Genomic DNA, 17,708 nt, shown 5'->3' with positions numbered 1-17,708 from the left:
ATATGATTGACGCCTTTGTCATATAGTTTAAGTCTCACAATGGCAAGAATTTTATGGCTGATAACGAAATAATCATAATTACATCACGACCGAGAACACTATATGCCAATGCGTCAATGGAGTGTTGATGAAATTAGGTTAAACTAAGTTTGCTAGAATTCATTCAGCCTGAAATAAAGTAAGTGTTAATTGATGTAGTTGAAGAGGGCATTTACCACTTTATTTACGTCAATCGAACTATATAAAAAAGCTTCACCGCGATTTAATACCGAGATGAAGCCGATTAAGTAATATCAAAAATTATATTACTTCACCTGTCAGCTTGACAGAGACTGATACGTTTTCTTGAGTAAAACTGGTTATTTTTTTAAGACTTTTAGATAAGTATACGATTAAGCCAGTTGCAATTAGAGTTAAAAGTACCATTAACACTGTGTTCATGTGTTGTGCTATAACTACATATATTATTATTATTCTCATATCAATTATCTAAAAGTTGAAAATTAAATTATGTGGTGAAATAGATTTTTGTTTCAATGGAAATTAGTTCCCAATGCCTTAAGCCAATTAGTTGGCTTTAAATAATGTGGTTAAGTAAGTCATGAAAGTCTTCAAATAGCGATCTTTGTCAACGGTTAGGGCCACAGTCACGTTAGTCTTAGGATCAGCCAAGCGAGCGGGGTCACCGATGGTACGGCCATAATCTTCACCGGTTGTTTCAACATACATGTTGAGACCTAACGTGGTAACGAAAGTAGGGTCTAAGGCGACACCAACAGCTAAAGGATCATGTAGCGCACAGCCGTGGAGGTCAGGACTGGTAATATCATAAGCGGCAATATAATAGTCAACAATGTCGGCGAATTTCTCACCAGCCGTTGTCTTTAAAGCACGCCATTGACTAGTTTCTGTCTTAGTTAGTAGGGTTCGCAAAGTCACGTCTAAGCCGACCATTGTTAAGTTGAGGTCGCTTGTGAATACGGCATTAGCAGCTTCGGCATCTTGGTTGATATTCGCTTCGGCGTAGTGACTAACGTTACCGGGAACGGTTAAGGCACCACCCATAATCGTGACATTGCCAATTAGGTGAGCAATATCAGGTGATTTTTCCAGGGCGGCCGCTAAGTTAGTTAAGGGTCCCGTAGGAATCAAGGTTAAGTCGGCGCCGTATTGATGGGCGGCCTCAATTAAGAAGTCAACGCCTGATTGGGTTTCTGGTTGCCGAGTTGGTGTTGGTAAGTCCACTTCACCAATGCCGTTTTTGCCGTGGATTTGTTCGGAGATTGCCATGACGTCAAAATGTTCAGTGGTGCTCGCATGTGGTTCACCGACAAAAACGGGCACGTCGGTCGCACCTAATAAGGCTAAAATTTGGAGACTGTTATGTGCAGCTTGGTCAACGACCACATTACCATATGAACTGATAATACCAATTAAATCAACATCTGGGGCGCCAACCGCATAGGCGATCGCCATTGCATCGTCGATCCCGGTATCCAAATCTAAAATCATTTTACGTTTTGCCATGTGCAAATTCCTCCCTAATTTTCAGGTGTTGCGAATTCCCAATTGCGGTTGCGTGGCCGACAAATGGGACCATTACCAAATAATAATTAATACTAACTTAATTGTAAACGTTTCAACAGAGTGTGACAACGCCGACGAGTAAATTTTACCGGCAACTGGATTAAACCAGGGTGACTGGTCAAAATGTAACCGCTGACTTATACTTTAGATTAAGCGGCTAATTACGATTAAATGGTAGCTGGTTATGTAGGAGGTCATCAGGATGAATTTTGAAAAGCAATATCGGTATACGGGCAAACAAGCATTAGGGCTGACAAAATTAGCAACGGGTCCAGATGAAAAGTATGATGATGAGAAGCTGATTAAGTCTCAAATTGCGAAAAATATTAAGCAATTAAAAGAATTACAAGGTAAACTCTATGCGCAAGATCGCCATGGTGTTTTAATCATTTTTCAGGCGATGGATGCGGCGGGCAAAGATAGCATGATTGCTCATATTATGAGTGGTGTGAATCCGCAGGGATGTGTGGTTACTTCATTTAAGCAACCAACCAGTACGGAATTGGCGCATGATTACTTGTGGCGGATTCATAATGCGGTGCCTAAGCGCGGCATGATTGGTATTTTTAATCGCTCTTATTATGAAGATGTCTTGGTTAGTCGCGTGCATCCGGAAATCATCGTGAACGCGCATGTTGGTGATACGACAGCGGTTAAGCAAGTTGATGATGACTTCTTTACCCAACGCTTCCAAGATATGCGGTTCTTCGAAGAATATCTACAACATAATGGCTTTACCGTATTGAAATTCTTCTTGCACATGTCAAAGGCCGAACAAAAGCAGCGATTTATTCGTCGGATTGAAATTCCTAGCCATAACTGGAAATTCTCAGCGGCTGATATTCGGGAACGCAAATACTGGGATGATTATCAACGTGTTTACGATGATGCAATCACCCATACTGCGACCAAAACGAATCCTTGGTATGTTATTCCAGCGGATAGTAAATGGTATTCACGGCTATGTGTGTCGGAGATTATTAATCAGCGGTTGAGCGAGTTACCGTTGGCATACCCGTCATTAGATGCCGCCGACCAAGCGCAATTAAAAACAGCCTTAGATCAATTAGATCGAGAAGCTGACTAAAAACACCCTAACTTAACATCAGTTTTACAGGAACTGATGGGTTAGGGTGCCCAAGTGATGATGAAAGCAGTCACTTATTGTGGCAAATAGCGCTCGTATTTAAGAATTAATCTCGTGATATTGGTTGAGATTAATTCTTTTTTTGCCGCCGAAAGCTGAAAAGACCAACCAGTAAAATTAAGCTTAATCCTAATAAGCCGATGATAAGACCACGCTTGCTAGCTTGTTCACCAGTTTGGGGTAACTGCCGGCTGTTAGACCCAGCGTTAGCCGTCGTAAGGGTTGGTTGAGGCAACGCTTGATCGTTATTAGTTTTAGTTGCCTTGGTTTGATTAGCAGGGGTCTTAACTAATACCAATGGTGCCCCAAGCGTAGATTGCTTAGGTTTGACTGGTTTCGGTTGCTTAGAATTTTGGACGCTGGTTTCAGGTTCTTTGGTTCCAGGTTCTTTGGTTCCAGGTTCTTTGGTACTAGGTTCTTCAGTCCCCGGTTTTTCGGTTCCAGGTTCTTCAGTCCCAGGTTTCTCGGTATTAGGTTCTTCAGTCCCAGGTTCTTCGGTGTTAGGTTCCCCAGTCCCAGGTTCTTCGGTGTTAGGTTCCCCAGTCCCAGGTTCTTCGGTTCCAGGTTCCTCAGTATTAGGTTCTTCAGTTCCAGGTTCTTCAGTGTTAGGTTCCCCAGTCCCGGGTTCTTCAGTTCCAGGTTCTTCAGTGTTAGGTTCTTCGGTTCCAGGTTCCTCAGTATTAGGTTCTTCAGTTCCGGGTTCTTCAGTGTTAGGTTCCCCAGTCCCGGGTTCTTCAGTCCCAGGTTTCTCAGTATTAGGTTCTTCAGTTCCAGGTTTCTCAGTATTAGGTTCTTCGGTTCCAGGTTCCTCGGTACTAGGTTCTTCAGTCCCAGGTTTCTCGGTATTAGGTTCTTCAGTTCCAGGTTCTTCAGTGTTAGGTTCTTCGGTTCCGGGCTTTTCGGTATTAGGTTCCTCAGTCCCAGGTTTTTCAGTGTTAGGTTCTTCGGTTCCAGGTTCTTCGGTGTTAGGTTCTTCAGAACCGGGATTAGTTACACCGGGAGCTTCCTCATCGGAATCAGTTGGCAGATTACCGTAGACGTACAAATTAATGTAACCATTACGATTAAGCGTATTGTACTGTAAATTACTATTAAGGGTAACGGTCCCAATGTGCGATCCTTTGGCAATGAAGAATGTGCCAATCGTTAATAACCCAGAGGTCCCTTTCATTGGAAAACTAGCATCAGCTGGAATATGAACATTAGCCGGTACTGTCACAGTCATCGTGTCGCCTGACTTAATGATGGCGGTATTGGGAATCTGCCACTTGTAACTGACCGTGTACTTGTTCTGTTCTGGTAACTGCGCATCGTGACTATAAACTTGACCACTAGCATCTTTAATAATGGCACTATCAGCATCTAGCCCGGTTACCGTCGTAATGACCTGTGCATGTCCCAACAAGGGGGGACTTAGCAAAATCAACGTTAATCCGACTACGGCTAGTAATATCTGCCGCCAAAATTTTTGCATCTATCATCAGTCCTTTAAACTTTTATTTGCTAAGTCAAATTTACTTACCTAGCACCCACAAAATACCACGTCTGTACATTTCAACGTGACTGATAAGGTTTATTCGTAATCCTGACTAATTTAAGCCAAGCACCAGCTGTGAAGCAAGCTAAGCCTGATTGACAGAACGACTAATTGCTCGTATCATTATAAAATAATTAGAATGTTAACCGAAATCACATGTTTTGATTAAAAAGGGGACGGGCACATGCGGAGATACAGCGTACAGGTTTGGCTTTATAGCCACTATTTTCTAAAAATCATGCTAGATAATTTGACAGTTCTAATGTACACCGTGCTAGTACCGATTATTTTGCTTGCTTTGAATACTCAAGGCGAGTGGTTTAAAGCATTGACGTTAGCACAATTTACGACAATGGTGATGCCTTTTGTAGCGTGGATGATTTTTTCAAATACGCTAATCGTGATTGCCGATATCGCCATGTTGCGTGAGCAAGGGTATTTAAAGCAATATCAAGCATTAGTCGTGAAGCCATCCGTTTTTATCGTGAGTAAAGCGTTGATTAATTTGTTGCTGTTAGGCGTTGTTTTAACGTTGGTGGGGTTTGGGGGTGGTGTGTTTTTCAAGTTGGCGCCATTTGCCATTATCTGGCGGTTGTGGGTGGTGTTGTTAATCGTGTATTTGCCAATTGTTAGTGGTTGTCTACCACTATTAAGCTGGGCCATACGTTATAAAACTATCAATGCCATTATGAACCTTGTGATGTTAGGGTTAGCACTCGGTTCGGCTTGGTTGACAGCAACTTTTAGGATTAGTTTGAATAACGTTTGGCTGAATTTGGTGAATCCGATTTTCTTTGTGACAAATAGCTTCTCAGTGTTGGTCAGTGGGCACTGGTTACAATTTTTACCGACTTACTTTAGTGTATTAGTCGTTAGTCTCTTAGTCGGTCGGTTCAGTTATCGCCGGTTTAAGTTATTACCAACGGAGGCGCTTTAAATGCAAATTCAACAAGTTAGCTATACCTTTCCACATGCCAAACAGCCTTTTTTTGATCAGTTGAGTTTTGAGTTACCGGAACAGCAAGTCAATTTTCTAATCGGTCAAAACGGGAGTGGTAAAACGACGCTAGCCGATATTCTGGTTGGGTTACGGCCTTGTCAGGGGACGCTTACCCCAAAATTAACGGCAATTTATTTAAGCCAGCATTTACCGATGCTAGCGTCAGTTCGCGTGAGCGATGTTGCGCAGCTTATTTTGGGCATTGAATATGGACAGATTAAGGTGGCACTAGCCCAACTGACTAGTCGCCTGGATGCACCGACTTTGGCTTTTTTAACGCCACTTTGGCATCACCGGTATCATGACCTATCGGGTGGGCAACAGAAGTTAGTTCAACTAGTGCTCTTTTTGCAATTGGACCGTGAACTGGTCGTGCTAGATGAACCAACGGCCTTTATTGATCGTGAACATGTTGGGATATTAGTCAACGTGATTCAAGCGCATCCAGAGCGTACTTATCTAATGATTACCCATGATGTTCGTGACGTGCGGGCTTTTTCAAAGTATCAAGTGCTGTGGTTAGCTGATCACAAAATCAAAGCCAGTCTGACGCGCGCTGATTTTGAAGCACAAGCGGTGACGGCACCATTCTTACAAGCCTTTCAGCAGGATTAAACGGGGCACTTGTTAGTAAAAAAGGCAGCTGAGTTTTGGCCCAGCTGCCTGCTTAATGATATAAAAAGGTGATAACCGCTCGATCCACGGTCGGATTGATATGCAACATCGAATGGGCGGCGGTTAATGGACTACCCTGGATTAACTTGGTTTGGGGATGGCGACCTTGGTGCCGTAATGCCGTATTGAATGCAAGGACGGCTTTCAGCTTGACAGTCCCGTCACCATTACTTTGCCAAACGTGCCCGGCGATGGTTAAAATCGGCAGCTTGGCCGGCAGTCGTTTGATGGCTGTGGTGGCCTGTGGATAAGTTGACGCAATGGTCACGAACTTATTGATTTTAGGTTGTTGTTTGGACGGATGAGTTAAGTAATCAAAGATAATATTCCCACCCGACGAATGGCCGACGGCGTTATAAGTGTAGACATGGTAACGTTGTTTTAGTAGTCGCATCACGCTGACTAATTGGCGGGCTTGCCGCTTAGGTTGATGGTTATCGGCGAAGACGACTTGAATTGTTGGATTATGGCGTAAGGGTGCGAATTGATGAACGTGCACCTGCCCGTGGCGACCGACATTAACCACTAGCGCTTTAGTCGCAAGGTGAGCGGCGCTTAAACGATGCACGAACCCGTTTGTTGAGAAGGCTCGAGCATAATCACCAGCAATAAAGACCGTGGGAATGTTGGTTGTTTGAACTTTAACTGACCGCAACGGTGCTAAGCGGTGGTGCCAATAAGCACCACTACCAGTGACGACTAAGCTGCTCATGATAGCCATGAGCCAAATGATTTTTTTTCGTGTCATATTGCCGGCAAACCTCCTTCACTAAGTTAGGTCTATTATAGTGGAAAGTCGTGGTAATGTTTTTGCAAATGGTCGTAGAATCCACTAAACTGAGGATAGTTAATGATTAATTGAGAAAGTTGGTTGACGAATGACTGCAAAGTACGATTTAACCATTATTGGTGGGGGCCCCGTGGGGATGTTTGCGGCTTTTTATGCCGGTATGCGTAATGCCCGGGTCCAATTGTTAGAAAGCTTGCCAGAATTGGGTGGCCAGGTTCAAGCGCTCTATCCTGAAAAAATGATTCACGATATTGCGGGGTACCCAGCCATTCGTGGGCGGGAACTCGTGCAACAATTGGCGACCCAAATGCAGCAGTTTCCAATTGCGGTGCAGTTGAATAGCGCAGTCACAAATATCACGGGTCAATTGGGTGATTTTACGATTACGACCAAGACGGGCGCAGTCTCACATAGTCAGGCAGTAATTGTGGCTACCGGGAGTGGGGCGTTTCAACCACGGAAGCTCGCCGTTGATAATGCAGCGCAGTTTGAAGGCCAACAATTATTTTATCACTTGCCTAGTCGTGACCAATTCCAAAATCAGACGGTGTTGGTTGCCGGCGGTGGCGATTCGGCGATTGATATGGCGCTCATGTTAGCGCCAGTGGCGAAACAAGTTTATATCATGCACCGGCGTGATCAGTTTCGCGGCATGGAACATAATGTTGATTTATTAAAAGCCTCACCAGTTCAGATTAAAACCCCATTTTTGATCAAGGCGTTGACGCCGTTGGCTAATGGACAAGTTCAATTGACGATGAAAGAAGTTCGGGGCACGGCGGCAGAAACCTTAGCAGTGGATAAATTAGTCGTTAATTATGGGTTTATTGCCGATAACAAGCTCTTGCAGGCCTGGCAAGTTACGCCGACTTTAGCGCATCGGTTAATTACGGTGGATACACAAATGAACACCGATGTCCCCGGCATGGCTGCCATTGGTGATATTGTCACGTATGCCGGTAAGTTGGGCTTAATTGCGAGTGGTTTTGGCGAGGCACCGAATGCGGTCAATCAATTAATGATGCAACTCTATCCGGAACGGCGTAGTCCGTTACACAGTACGACATTGTTTGAAAAACGTGCGCATTAGGTTGATCGCCATCGTTAGGGAAGCAATGACAATGTAATTGTACATCAAAAAAACACGTCGGTCTCGTCACTAGTTAGTGATGAGATCGACGTGCTTTTTACGTTATTTGGAACTGCTACTAGTGGTGCTGGCGTTGCTATCAGTGTCATCCGGATTAGTAATTTGGATTCGGGTTGAATCAGTCTTCTTATGCGTTGCTTCCGGCGCATCAGTTTCGTAAAATTCAGCGGTTGATTTATCGCCATTCTTAGAATACAGACTAGTTGAAGCGTTCTTTAAGGCATTTTCAATCTTAATTTCTTTTTGGAGACCATCGGCATAATTATAGTTAGCAGCGGTGATCTTCTTAAAGCCTTTCGGTGTATAGAAGCGTAATAGGTTTTTAGAGTTTAAGGAATCAGACAAGCTCAATTCTTTGCTGACCTTAGTTTGATCTTTGGCGACAGCTTTTTTGACGGCGTCCGTTGCCATTAGCTCTTCACCGGTGGCATTACTATAGATTGTCCCACCAAGAACGGTATACTTTGGGGTCACGAAATCGCGATTCCGGAAGGCGACGACTTGATCGTGGTCTTTCGAGAATAGGTCGGTTCCAAACTGGATATACCGTTTGCTGGAGATGCCCAACAAATGTAGGATCGTTGGTAAGACGTCAATCTCGCCACCATAAGTGGACTCAATCTTACCGCCAGTGGTACCCGGAATATTGACCATGAATGGCACTCGCTGAAGCTGGGCATTGTCATAGGACGTCCAATCTTTAGCTGATTTACCAAGAATGGGTGCCAACGTCGTGTTCTCACTATTGGAAAGTCCATAATGATCACCGTACAAGACAATCATCGAATTCTTAAGCAGTCCAGCCTTTTTGAGGTAAGCATAGAATTCTTTCACAGATTGGTCCAAATAATGCGCAGTTTGGAAGTACCCATTAATAGCTGAATCACTCGTGTCAGTCGTTTTGAAGTCGGTATCTTCAGAGTCCATACTGAATGGAAAGTGATTCGTGACGGTAATGTATTTGACGTAAAATGGTTGTTGTAACCGTTCCAAATATTGAACCGAATTCTTAAATAACAGCTTATCTTTTAAACCATAGCCGGTTGATTTATCACCGGTCGTGTCAAAGTAACTGGCATCAAAGAAATATTGATAGCCCATGTTTTTATAAGTGTTGTTACGATTCCAGAAGCTAGCCACATTGCCATGGAAGACGGCGGAGGAATACTTCGCACGTTGATTTAGAATCGCCGGGGCAGCTTGGAACGTATTATCGGAGCCTAATTGGGCAAATAAGGAACCGGTTGCTAGGCCGTAAGTGCTAGTTTCTAGCATGTTTTCGGCATCACTGGTCTTACCTTGCCCCACTTGATGGAAGAAGTTCTTGAACGAATAAGTGGAATTACTATGGTAGAGCTTATTCAGAAACGGCGTCACTTCCTGACCATTGATTTTTTTATCAATGAGGAATTGCTGGAAACTTTCCAAGTGAATGACAATCACATTCTTGCCCTTGGCAATACCGTACATTTTGGCATTTGGGGCGGCGTAATGCGACTGTGTAAAGGCTTTAACCGTATCGAGTTCTGATTTTTTAGCACTGGCGCGTTGATGATTAGTCTGTTCATCTTTGATACCGTCATAAACGGTAAACGCATCTAAGCCAAGATATTTAACGATATAAGTGCGATCAAAAGTCCGAGTCAACAGTTGCGGCCGATTCGATTCGGCTAAGGTTAAGTTTAATGCGAAGCCAGCAATCGCCACGGAAGTATACGCAAAGGCCGTCCGTTTTTTGATGGGACGGTCATCATGTTTGATCCGGTGAAAAATAAATAAGACCAGTAAAATAATAATATCCAGCCAATAAATAAAGTCGTACCAGTTGGTTAAGGCTAATGAAGAGCCAGTCAAGCCTTGATTGACTTTGGAATAACCTGTAATGGTACTGACAGTCATAAAATCAGTAAATTCGCGGTAATAAATCACATTGGCATACATCAGGACCGTATTAAGGGCATCAATTAATAATAAGATGTAGTAATAAAAGCCAGTTTTGCGAATGTACAACGCTAAGCTAAATAAAAACACAGTCGTTGCTAACGGATTAACGAGCATTAGCAAAATTTGTAGAATGTCCGTAACACCTAAGGAGAATTCTACAAAGTAGGCGAAGAGGGTTTTGGCCCAAAATAGGAAAATGAGTAACCAAAAGAACCCAATCCGCGTGTCGACGTGTTGGCGGAGTTTCGTAAACATGTTTATAAGACCTCATTTGTGACAAATTTGGAGATGACCCGAAAATCAGTCATCATGTCATTCTACCATACCTCATGCGGGCGTAATCGTTAACATTCGGTTAAATGGGTCCGGTTGGCTAGCTGGTAGGGTTTGACGGTAGCGGTTGGTACGCGTATTCTCAAAAGGGTAGCATTAAAGTGGGGTGAGAAATTGGAAATTAAAATGAGTAATCAGCCGACGTCGCCAGTCTATGCTGATGCGATAATGATTCGACGAGCGGTGTTTATTGCGGAGCAAAAGATTGCGCCGGCCTTGGAGTTAGACACCGTTACGCCAGCAACTTGGCACTACGTTTTATATAACGATGCTGGGCAAGCGGTGGCAACGGCCCGAATGACACCAATCGCTGACCAACAGTTACATGTACAGCGGGTCGCAACTTTGAAGGTTGCCCGTGGTCACGGTTATGCGCAAGCTATCTTGCAACGAATGATGGCGGATGGCCGCCAACAAGGCGCACGACAATTGGTCCTAGGGGCGCAGGTGACGGCACAAGGTTTTTATACCCAACTTGGATTTGAGCCACAAGGCGCGGTCTTTATGGAGGCCGGATTAGCCCATCAAACGATGACGTTAGCCTTATAGGCAAAATAGGATGACTGTAAAGGTGTTTGGCTTTTAGGCCAAACGCCTTTTAGTCGTCGCTCAATTTGTTTGTTTAGTAACCAATTAAAACTTTTAACGATAACTTAACTAGTTGTTTGCGGTATTGTACAGGTAACGTTAAGCGCAAGGGCTGACGTTCTTTTGGAATGGGGAGTGGGCACTGTTGATGAGAACTATTGGTTAGGAGTGAGGCGCTAAAACTTAAGTTAGCGCGGGTTAATTAGCGAGGAGGCAATCGGTTATGCGAACGAAGGTTTATTTAGCTTTATTGGGATTACTAACAGTCATGTTAGTTGTTTTAGCAACAGGCCAGGTTGCACAAGCGGCCACCATCACGACGACTGGTCTGAATGGTACGGATGCGCAAGTCATGGACCGCAATGGCACGGTTGTGAAAGATCCCAGTACGTTAAGCAAATGGGAAAACTATAATGTGCAGTATCAATGGGCGATTCCAGATGGGGAGACGCTGGCAGCTGGCGATACGGCGACGGTTACATTGCCGAATGGGGTAGTTGCCGGTGCTGATTTGAACTTTCCATTGACGGATGCTGATGGCACGACGATTGGGACGTTTGTGCTGAAGGCTGGTGAAACGACTGGGACCATCACGTTTAATGATGAGTTAGCCACGAAGACCATTAATCGGCACGGAACCTTGAACTTTTATGCGAAAGGCACGACTGCTGGTGATAATCATTTCGGCTGGCAGCTTAACAAAATCGGTTGGATTGGCAGTTATGATGAACAAGGTAAGCCATCACAATTGACTTGGAATGTGGCATTTAATCCAACCGGAGCTGATTTAGGGACGGTTGTGGTAACGGATACATTAGGACCCAACCAAACCTTTTTACCGACAACGGTTTCAGCAATGGCCGGTAAATATGATTCAGCTGGCGCATTTATTAGTAGTGGTGAGCCATTGACGCCCCAAGTGATCTATCAAGGGAATCAAGTGAAATTTATTTTTAGTAACATCACGACGGCGGTCAATATGGTTTATAACACGCAACTTGAAAACGTTTCGTCGACCAGTAATTCATGGACCAATACCGCTAATATGCAAGGGACGACTGTCAGTGGTCATGTGAGCTGGGGTGGTGCTGGGACCGGTCAAGGCAACAATGATGAAGCGTCGACTGGTTCAGTTATTTTGACTAAGCAAGCCGCAACGACTGGCGTTGCCATTGCAGGGGCCGCTTATGACTTACGTGCGAGTGATGGAACCGTGATTGCCAGTGGAATTCAGACGAATGCAAATGGTGAAGTGACAGTTGATGATCTGGTCCCTGGTACCTATAGCTTCGTGGAAACTAAAGCGCCGACTGGTTATGAATTGAATCAGACGCCGGTGCCGTTTGAAATTACCGCTGGTGAATTGAGTACGCCAGTTCGAGTCACACAAAAAGATGTCCAAATGCCGACGACCGGTGCCGTCATTTTAACTAAAACTGATGCGGCTTCCGGCCAAAAGTTAGCCGGTGCCACGTATGACCTGCGAAATCAAGCGGGAACCGTGATTAAAAGCGGCTTGACGACGGATGCGCAAGGCCAACTTGAAATTACGGGTCTCAATCCAGCTGAGTACACCTTAGTTGAGACGAAAGCACCAGTTGGTTATGACTTAAGCACGACACCACTTGCGTTTAAGATTGTGGCCGGTCAGACGGCGGCTGTGACGGTGACGGCTAAGGATGTTAAGCAAACAACGGCACCAACTGAACCCAGTGAACCGGAAGTGCCAGTTGAACCGAGCGAACCCGAAATTCCGGTTGAACCAGAAGCGCCAACTGAACCGGCAGTGCCAGGCGAACCTAGCGAACCGGAAGTTCCTGGGACACCCGAAGAACCTAAAGTGCCAGTGACACCAGGTTTACCAGGTGATGCTAATCAACCGACGCCACCAACGGCACCAAGTTTACCTGGAACGCCGAAACCGAAGCCGGCAGTGCCAGGCGTGACGTTGCCAGGGCAACCAAGTACAACAGTAACGGGGCAAGATAATGCGCCGGCAGCAACTAAGCCCGGTAAATTACCGCAAACAGCTGAAGCAAGTCATCAAGTTGTTTGGGTCATGGCAATTGGATTAATGTTATTGGGTAGTTTGATTGGATTTGGGCGTTGGTTGGGACGTCGTTATTGAGCAAGTCTATTTTTAGTTGGAAAACCTAAAAACGACCAGCACTGAATTAATCAGCGTTGGTCGCTTTTTAGGTTAAGCGTCAGTAGAATGGAACCATTTTTTGGGATTGAGTTGCGGCGGCCGAACGGTCCAAGTCAGTAGCCCTGGTAGGATTAATGGCAGGCTTAACTGGATTAGGCCGATTCCTAAGGTGGTCATCAGGCCAGTTGCGGCTAGGGTCATATCTGATAGAAAAAGCATGGGTACCAAGCCACTTAATTCTAAGAGTATTAACGGCCAGATACGCTGACTACAACGATAAAATTGTTGCGGCCAAGTATGTTCAGTTGCGATGTTACGCCAATTATGACGGTCAATCAGGGTCAGACTGACTAAAATCCAGTGCAGACTTAGCCAGAGACTACTCCACCCTAGGGCTAACCACGGGATTGACAGCGTGGGCAGCCAATGCGCGTAAATAAATTGCGTCACGCCCAGACTAGCAGCAATCATGAGGACCAAGCCAGTCGTCAAATAACCACTAATGACTAATGAACGGTAGCCTAGCCAGAGGCAACTAGCCATGAGGAGTAACGTCACTAAGGCCCATTGCCAAGCGTGCGTGGTTAACTGCTGATGGTTAGTGGCCTGTTGTTCAGGTTCGCCGCTATAAGTGGCGGTCGCATGAGCTAACGGCGATGCTAATTGTGCGGCTTGAACAGTCTGTTGAACTTGTTTAAGTGTTGCAAAGCTGGCTGGATCAGTTGCGGCGGTCTTAAACGTAATGACTAGCTGAGTGATTTTTGCTGTTTGGCTAACATTGGTTGCTAAGCTGGTCTTAAAAATAGGTGCTTGCCGTGCTGATTGCGTTAGGTAGAACAGTTTGCCAGCTTGACTTGTCTTTAAGGCGGTCAGATAAGCATTGGTCGCCGTAATTGAATCAGTGACCGTTTTTAATTGGTCGATGGTCTGGGTGAGACTTTGTTGAATTGTTGTGAGTTGCTGGGTCGTTGTTGCAAGTGTCGCCAGTAAAGCCGTTTGATCGGTTTGAATCGTGGTGGTTAAGTCAGTAATGGTCGTGATTAAGTCGGTCGCCATCGTCAGTTGTGCCGTTAAAGTTGGTTGTGTCATCGGATCGACTTCATCAGCGGTCAGACGTGTTAAATGGCGGGCGATGGTATCGTTTAAAGTGGCTAATTGGGCCAACTTGGTTTGTAAGGTTTGCAAATCAGTTAGCTGGGTATCAAGGGCGGTTGCGGTAATGGCCGCTTGATTGGTAGTTAAGTCTTTTTGCAAGTGTCTCAAAGTCTGTTGATTAACGGTTAAGTTTGTGTTGATTAGCTTGAGTTGCGTCTCAACATAGTACCCCGTTAGTCGTTTACCGGTGGGTTGGGTCACCGACGTCACCGTTGCAATCCCTGGGATTTGTTGTAATTTAGTTGTTAAAGTATCAATGGCTTGTAAGCTAGTTTGAGTCGTCAGCTTAGTGGGCGTCGCTAAATAGAGGGTCGTTTTGGTGGCGGCCCCGGGCCCAAAGTGAGCAGTGACTAATTGGGTTCCCAGTGTTGGGGTGACCCGATTGGCGTCAGTCAAAGGGCGGCCTAAACTCAACCCCAAAATTAGCATTAGGAGGGTCACTAAAATCCCCCCCAACGGCCAACGTTGGCCGTAACGACTTAATTGTCCCCAAGCATTTTTTGACCAATGTGACCAGGCGTGCGTCCCCGGCCAGTGGAGTTCAGCTGGTAATAATAACGTCGCAAAGCCTTCATTGAGGGTAAGCGTCGCTAAAGTCATAATCACGATGGTCAAGGTCATGAGCCAAGCTGAAGCCAAGGTTAAGAAAGGGGTCCAACTAAGCCCGAGGGTCATGGCTGCCAAGGTAATTAGTGGCAGCCCCCAAGTTTGACGAATTTGGCGTAAAGGGGTGGTAGCTGAGCGTCCCGACGTTAAATAAACCTGCATATAGGTCCAAGTTAGCCCGGTACTCAGGAGTAATCCAGTTAGGCCAACGAGTAAGCTACTGTTGCTGGTGACTGGTAAGTGCCAGTGTTGACTAGCGTTGGCGGCCACACTGGTCGTAACGACGAGTCCGACCGTTTGAATTAAAAGGTTAATCAGCGGGATCAGAACGGAACGGAAAATCAGTGCCAGTAATAGGAAGGCACTCCCTAAGACTAGCCCGAGAATCAAGCGGATTTGGTGTTGCTGGGTGCGCTGCTGATTCAGCGTGTCTAATTCAGGACTGGTAACAGCGGTTTTTAGTCCGGTAATTTGAATCGCAGCTGCTAATTCTTTAGCAACAATGGGTAAATCTGCTTGGCGCGTATCAATCGCAGCGACAGCGAGCACGGTTGAGCCGTCTTTGGCGGTCAATAACTGACGATCGTTAGGTGAAGTTGTACTGGTGCGGAGCTGTTTAATGCGATAGTAATCAGCTTTTTGTTCAATTGCGGTTAAACGCCGTTGAATGCTAGCTTGTTGACGCCGTGATAAAGTGGTTTTTGGATTGTTAAAAACCATTGTTACCGGCTTTGTACGTGATAAATGGTGTCCCCAATTATTCTGTAACTGAACTAACTTAGTGGCGTGAATCTGATCACGGGTGGTGGTTTGATGTGACTCTAAAAAAGTGGACATGTTTGGTAATACAGCAATGCTGGCCAAGCTAATTAAAAGCCAGAATCCTAAGTATAAAAACTTCAATTTGAGCATTTTTCCCATGTTAATATGACGTCCCCTCGTCGTTGATTTTAATATCATACCATATAATTAGTATAGGCAGTGACCTATTTTAAAACTGGGTGAAGGGTGTAAAAGTTAATTCCGACATTGCGCGTCGTTTTGTGCTATTCTGGATTGATTGTGGGAGGGCGTTGCCATGAAGACGGATCGGTTTCAAGCGTTTAGTGATGGTATTTTTGCCATTTTAATTACGATTTTGGTGTTAGAGTTTCATATTCCAGCTTATCATCCAGGCCAGTTGTTGCCGTCATTGTTAGCGCAATGGCCGTTATTCTTGTCCTATGCATTCTCGTACTTTTATGTTGGGACATTGTGGTTATTTCACCATGATTATTTTAGTATGCTAAAACGGATTGATCGGAATGTTAATATTTTAAACTTACTAATGCTGTTTAGCATCACGTTACTAGATTATCCAATGTCCTTGGTTGCGGATGCCCTAACCAGTGGCAATCGTGCCGATATGCAGACGGCGTTTATCATTTATGACTTAGTCGCTTTGTTTATTTCGGCCACATTCTATTTCATGTACGCCTATTTGCATCGGCACCAAGAATTAAAAAATACTGCTGTTTCCAGTGAATTCTATGCGGCGATTAAGTTTGATCCTGTCCGGAGTGTCACAATTTATGGCATGGCGATTTTATTAACTTTCTGGTCAGTCTGGGTTGGCGCAGTGTTATTAGCCGGCGGCATTATTTTTCATTTCTTTGCCTATTTAAGAATGAGTAAGCAACTCGAATTATCGAAAGGAGGACATCATGCCTAATTATGCTGCTTTATTGGGTCCGGACCGTTATGATTTAGCGGTCAAGATTGCCCAACAGTACCATCTGGATCCTAGCCAAGTGTTATTTGGTTATTTACAAGTTGTGAGTGACGTGACAGGTGACCAGCAAGCCACGCAAGCCGACCTCCACGATCCCGTGGTGTTACAAAAAATTGCCGATCAATTTGACCGGTTTTTAAAACAACGCCATTAACGTTAAGGCGATCAAAAAGACATTTGGCGAGTAAGCCAAATGTCTTTTTTTCAGGCTAATTTAATCGGCTGGATAGACTTTGGGCCGGGTCCAGCGCGTAATCATAGTTGGGGTTAACGCAATGGTTTGTAGCCGTTGTGTCGTGCGCGGTCGGAAGTAGTAAGTCTGGGTAGTTAGGTTAATGAGACCGTGATAATGCGTATAGTTGTGACTAATTTGATTGCGACGAGCAGGATCATAGGGCAGACTGACAGCGGTTAGCCAAGTCAAAATGGTTGGCACCGTGGCTGCCGCAGATAAAGTGGGGGTGCCCCAACGACGAATTGCCATCTGCACAAAGCGTTCCGTGGGAATACTACCGGTGGGCAGAGGTTGCTTGGTTGCCAGCCAATTTTTGGCCGCAACTTGTGTTTGAGCATTAAAAGCAGTGCCGGCAACGTGTAACATCCGATTCAGACGACTCAAATGGGTGGCTAAAATAGGCGTATTAGTGAGAATGCCACTGGGATTTACTTGCGCGGTTAGCGGGCCACCCGTGGGTTCAATCACTAGATTTTGACCACTTTGGTCACTTAAGACCCAATGGAAAGGGTAAACGGCTGGTGCCGCCCCCCAAGTTTGACCAACTAGATTAACGTGAGGCAAATCTGCCACAATGGCGGCCAGTGTCGTGTGTTCACCTAAAGCCCACAAGATGAAGTCTTGCGGGGTTAAATTGACTTGGTCTAAGCGGGTCTGCGTCGCATAATGGACGGCATGTGGTAGATAGAGTTCAGCACACGAGATACCGCTTTCATTTAGGCCGTCAGCCATTAGTGGCGTGGAAAAGTGGGCAGGTAAACGACCACCGCCTAGGATGGCAAGTTGCGTGGTCCGCTGAGTTGTTAGCCCGGTCTGCCAGGAATAGTGACGTGGCAAGAAGATGGGGCGCCATGGGGTCGTCGTTGGAAAATCCATGGTCCGGGCAAAAAAATGCTGCTGATCAAGATTGGTATAAGTTAAGCTAGTGCACATTTTGACCATCACCTTTCAGTTAATGAGCTAAGGTTAGTATACGCCAAATGAGCATTAGTTTAACGAAGGTCATCGAAATGGTCTCATAAGTTTCTAACGATTGAAATT

The 17,708-nt window shown here is 45.2% G+C and carries 14 protein-coding genes; 8 read left to right on the top strand and 6 right to left on the bottom strand.

The annotated features are described in order from the left end of the window. Nucleotides 1-567: 567 nt before the first annotated feature. Nucleotides 568-1,527, bottom strand: a complete 960-nt coding sequence (locus tag C5Z26_RS04995) for a nucleoside hydrolase (protein ID WP_105448887.1) — start codon at nucleotides 1,525-1,527, stop codon at nucleotides 568-570. A 262-nt stretch (nucleotides 1,528-1,789) separates the two neighbouring features. On the opposite strand from C5Z26_RS04995, the gene C5Z26_RS04990 reads away from it, so the two are divergent. Further along, a complete protein-coding gene (locus tag C5Z26_RS04990) occupies nucleotides 1,790-2,674 on the top strand; it encodes a polyphosphate kinase 2 family protein (RefSeq protein ID WP_105448886.1) in 885 nt (294 codons plus the stop codon). A gap of 130 nt (nucleotides 2,675-2,804) precedes the next feature. Here C5Z26_RS04990 and C5Z26_RS04985 read toward each other — a convergent pair whose 3' ends face one another. Further along, nucleotides 2,805-4,208: an Ig-like domain-containing protein gene (locus C5Z26_RS04985; protein WP_105448885.1), complete on the bottom strand. Its 1,404-nt coding sequence runs from the start codon at nucleotides 4,206-4,208 to the stop codon at nucleotides 2,805-2,807. Nucleotides 4,209-4,455: 247 nt separating this feature from the next. Between C5Z26_RS04985 and C5Z26_RS04980 the strand changes: the two genes are divergently transcribed. Both C5Z26_RS04980 and C5Z26_RS04975 read left to right on the top strand, forming a co-directional pair. Next, nucleotides 4,456-5,208: a hypothetical protein gene (locus tag C5Z26_RS04980; protein ID WP_105448884.1), complete on the top strand. Its 753-nt coding sequence runs from the start codon at nucleotides 4,456-4,458 to the stop codon at nucleotides 5,206-5,208. Beyond that, a complete protein-coding gene (locus C5Z26_RS04975; protein ID WP_105448883.1) occupies nucleotides 5,209-5,886 on the top strand; it encodes an ATP-binding cassette domain-containing protein in 678 nt (225 codons plus the stop codon). It abuts the gene before it with no gap. A 52-nt stretch (nucleotides 5,887-5,938) separates the two neighbouring features. Here the strand turns inward: C5Z26_RS04975 and C5Z26_RS04970 are convergent, their stop codons facing one another. After that, entirely contained in the window at nucleotides 5,939-6,694 is a 756-nt protein-coding gene (locus tag C5Z26_RS04970) for an alpha/beta hydrolase (RefSeq protein ID WP_105448882.1), read from the bottom strand. Nucleotides 6,695-6,824: 130 nt separating this feature from the next. Between C5Z26_RS04970 and C5Z26_RS04965 the strand changes: the two genes are divergently transcribed. Then, the gene (locus tag C5Z26_RS04965) at nucleotides 6,825-7,826 is read left to right on the top strand and encodes an NAD(P)/FAD-dependent oxidoreductase (RefSeq protein ID WP_105448881.1); all 1,002 of its coding nucleotides are present in this window, start codon (nucleotides 6,825-6,827) and stop codon (nucleotides 7,824-7,826) included. A 102-nt stretch (nucleotides 7,827-7,928) separates the two neighbouring features. On the opposite strand, the gene C5Z26_RS04960 is transcribed toward C5Z26_RS04965, so the two are convergent. Then, nucleotides 7,929-10,085, bottom strand: coding sequence for an LTA synthase family protein (locus C5Z26_RS04960; RefSeq protein WP_105448880.1), 2,157 nt, complete (start codon nucleotides 10,083-10,085; stop codon nucleotides 7,929-7,931). Nucleotides 10,086-10,277: 192 nt separating this feature from the next. On the opposite strand from C5Z26_RS04960, the gene C5Z26_RS04955 reads away from it, so the two are divergent. Both C5Z26_RS04955 and C5Z26_RS04950 read left to right on the top strand, forming a co-directional pair. Beyond that, complete coding sequence (locus C5Z26_RS04955; RefSeq protein WP_234005731.1) at nucleotides 10,278-10,712, top strand: GNAT family N-acetyltransferase; 435 nt, start codon at nucleotides 10,278-10,280, stop codon at nucleotides 10,710-10,712. 262 nt (nucleotides 10,713-10,974) lie between these two features. Further along, nucleotides 10,975-12,879 (top strand): SpaA isopeptide-forming pilin-related protein, encoded by a 1,905-nt coding sequence (locus C5Z26_RS04950; RefSeq protein WP_105448879.1) that lies wholly within the window; start codon nucleotides 10,975-10,977, stop codon nucleotides 12,877-12,879. A 72-nt stretch (nucleotides 12,880-12,951) separates the two neighbouring features. On the opposite strand, the gene C5Z26_RS04945 is transcribed toward C5Z26_RS04950, so the two are convergent. Beyond that, the gene (locus tag C5Z26_RS04945) at nucleotides 12,952-15,582 is read right to left on the bottom strand and encodes an MMPL family transporter (protein ID WP_105448878.1); all 2,631 of its coding nucleotides are present in this window, start codon (nucleotides 15,580-15,582) and stop codon (nucleotides 12,952-12,954) included. Between the two features lie 157 nt (nucleotides 15,583-15,739). Between C5Z26_RS04945 and C5Z26_RS04940 the strand changes: the two genes are divergently transcribed. Both C5Z26_RS04940 and C5Z26_RS04935 read left to right on the top strand, forming a co-directional pair. Further along, nucleotides 15,740-16,372, top strand: coding sequence for a TMEM175 family protein (locus C5Z26_RS04940; protein ID WP_105448877.1), 633 nt, complete (start codon nucleotides 15,740-15,742; stop codon nucleotides 16,370-16,372). After that, nucleotides 16,365-16,586, top strand: coding sequence for a hypothetical protein (locus tag C5Z26_RS04935; RefSeq protein ID WP_105448876.1), 222 nt, complete (start codon nucleotides 16,365-16,367; stop codon nucleotides 16,584-16,586). Before C5Z26_RS04940 ends, C5Z26_RS04935 begins: the two co-directional genes overlap by 8 nt. Nucleotides 16,587-16,646: 60 nt before the next feature. Here C5Z26_RS04935 and C5Z26_RS04930 read toward each other — a convergent pair whose 3' ends face one another. Beyond that, nucleotides 16,647-17,600 carry a linear amide C-N hydrolase gene (locus C5Z26_RS04930; protein ID WP_105448875.1) on the bottom strand — a complete coding sequence of 318 codons (954 nt, stop codon included), beginning with the start codon at nucleotides 17,598-17,600 and terminating at the stop codon, nucleotides 16,647-16,649. Between the last annotated feature and the right edge of the window lie 108 nt (nucleotides 17,601-17,708).

Source organism: Lactobacillus sp. CBA3606 (assembly GCF_002970935.1).
Lineage (GTDB): Bacteria > Bacillota > Bacilli > Lactobacillales > Lactobacillaceae > Lactiplantibacillus.
The sequence above is the reverse complement of the archived record's forward strand: the minus strand, read 5'-3'. Positions and strand labels throughout refer to the sequence as shown.

Bases quoted from the DNA above. Each gene is read 5' to 3' on its own strand.
- C5Z26_RS04975 (WP_105448883.1), top strand. From the start codon at position 5,209: ATGCAAATTCAACAAGTTAGCTATACCTTTCCACATGCCAAACAGCCT.
- C5Z26_RS04965 (WP_105448881.1), top strand. From the start codon at position 6,825: ATGACTGCAAAGTACGATTTAACCATTATTGGTGGGGGCCCCGTGGGG.
- C5Z26_RS04990 (WP_105448886.1), top strand. From the start codon at position 1,790: ATGAATTTTGAAAAGCAATATCGGTATACGGGCAAACAAGCATTAGGG.
- C5Z26_RS04935 (WP_105448876.1), top strand. From the start codon at position 16,365: ATGCCTAATTATGCTGCTTTATTGGGTCCGGACCGTTATGATTTAGCG.
- C5Z26_RS04930 (WP_105448875.1), bottom strand. From the start codon at position 17,600: ATGTGCACTAGCTTAACTTATACCAATCTTGATCAGCAGCATTTTTTT.
- C5Z26_RS04995 (WP_105448887.1), bottom strand. From the start codon at position 1,527: ATGGCAAAACGTAAAATGATTTTAGATTTGGATACCGGGATCGACGAT.
- C5Z26_RS04985 (WP_105448885.1), bottom strand. From the start codon at position 4,208: ATGCAAAAATTTTGGCGGCAGATATTACTAGCCGTAGTCGGATTAACG.
- C5Z26_RS04970 (WP_105448882.1), bottom strand. From the start codon at position 6,694: ATGACACGAAAAAAAATCATTTGGCTCATGGCTATCATGAGCAGCTTA.
- C5Z26_RS04945 (WP_105448878.1), bottom strand. From the start codon at position 15,582: ATGGGAAAAATGCTCAAATTGAAGTTTTTATACTTAGGATTCTGGCTT.
- C5Z26_RS04940 (WP_105448877.1), top strand. From the start codon at position 15,740: ATGAAGACGGATCGGTTTCAAGCGTTTAGTGATGGTATTTTTGCCATT.
- C5Z26_RS04960 (WP_105448880.1), bottom strand. From the start codon at position 10,085: ATGTTTACGAAACTCCGCCAACACGTCGACACGCGGATTGGGTTCTTT.
- C5Z26_RS04980 (WP_105448884.1), top strand. From the start codon at position 4,456: ATGCGGAGATACAGCGTACAGGTTTGGCTTTATAGCCACTATTTTCTA.
- C5Z26_RS04950 (WP_105448879.1), top strand. From the start codon at position 10,975: ATGCGAACGAAGGTTTATTTAGCTTTATTGGGATTACTAACAGTCATG.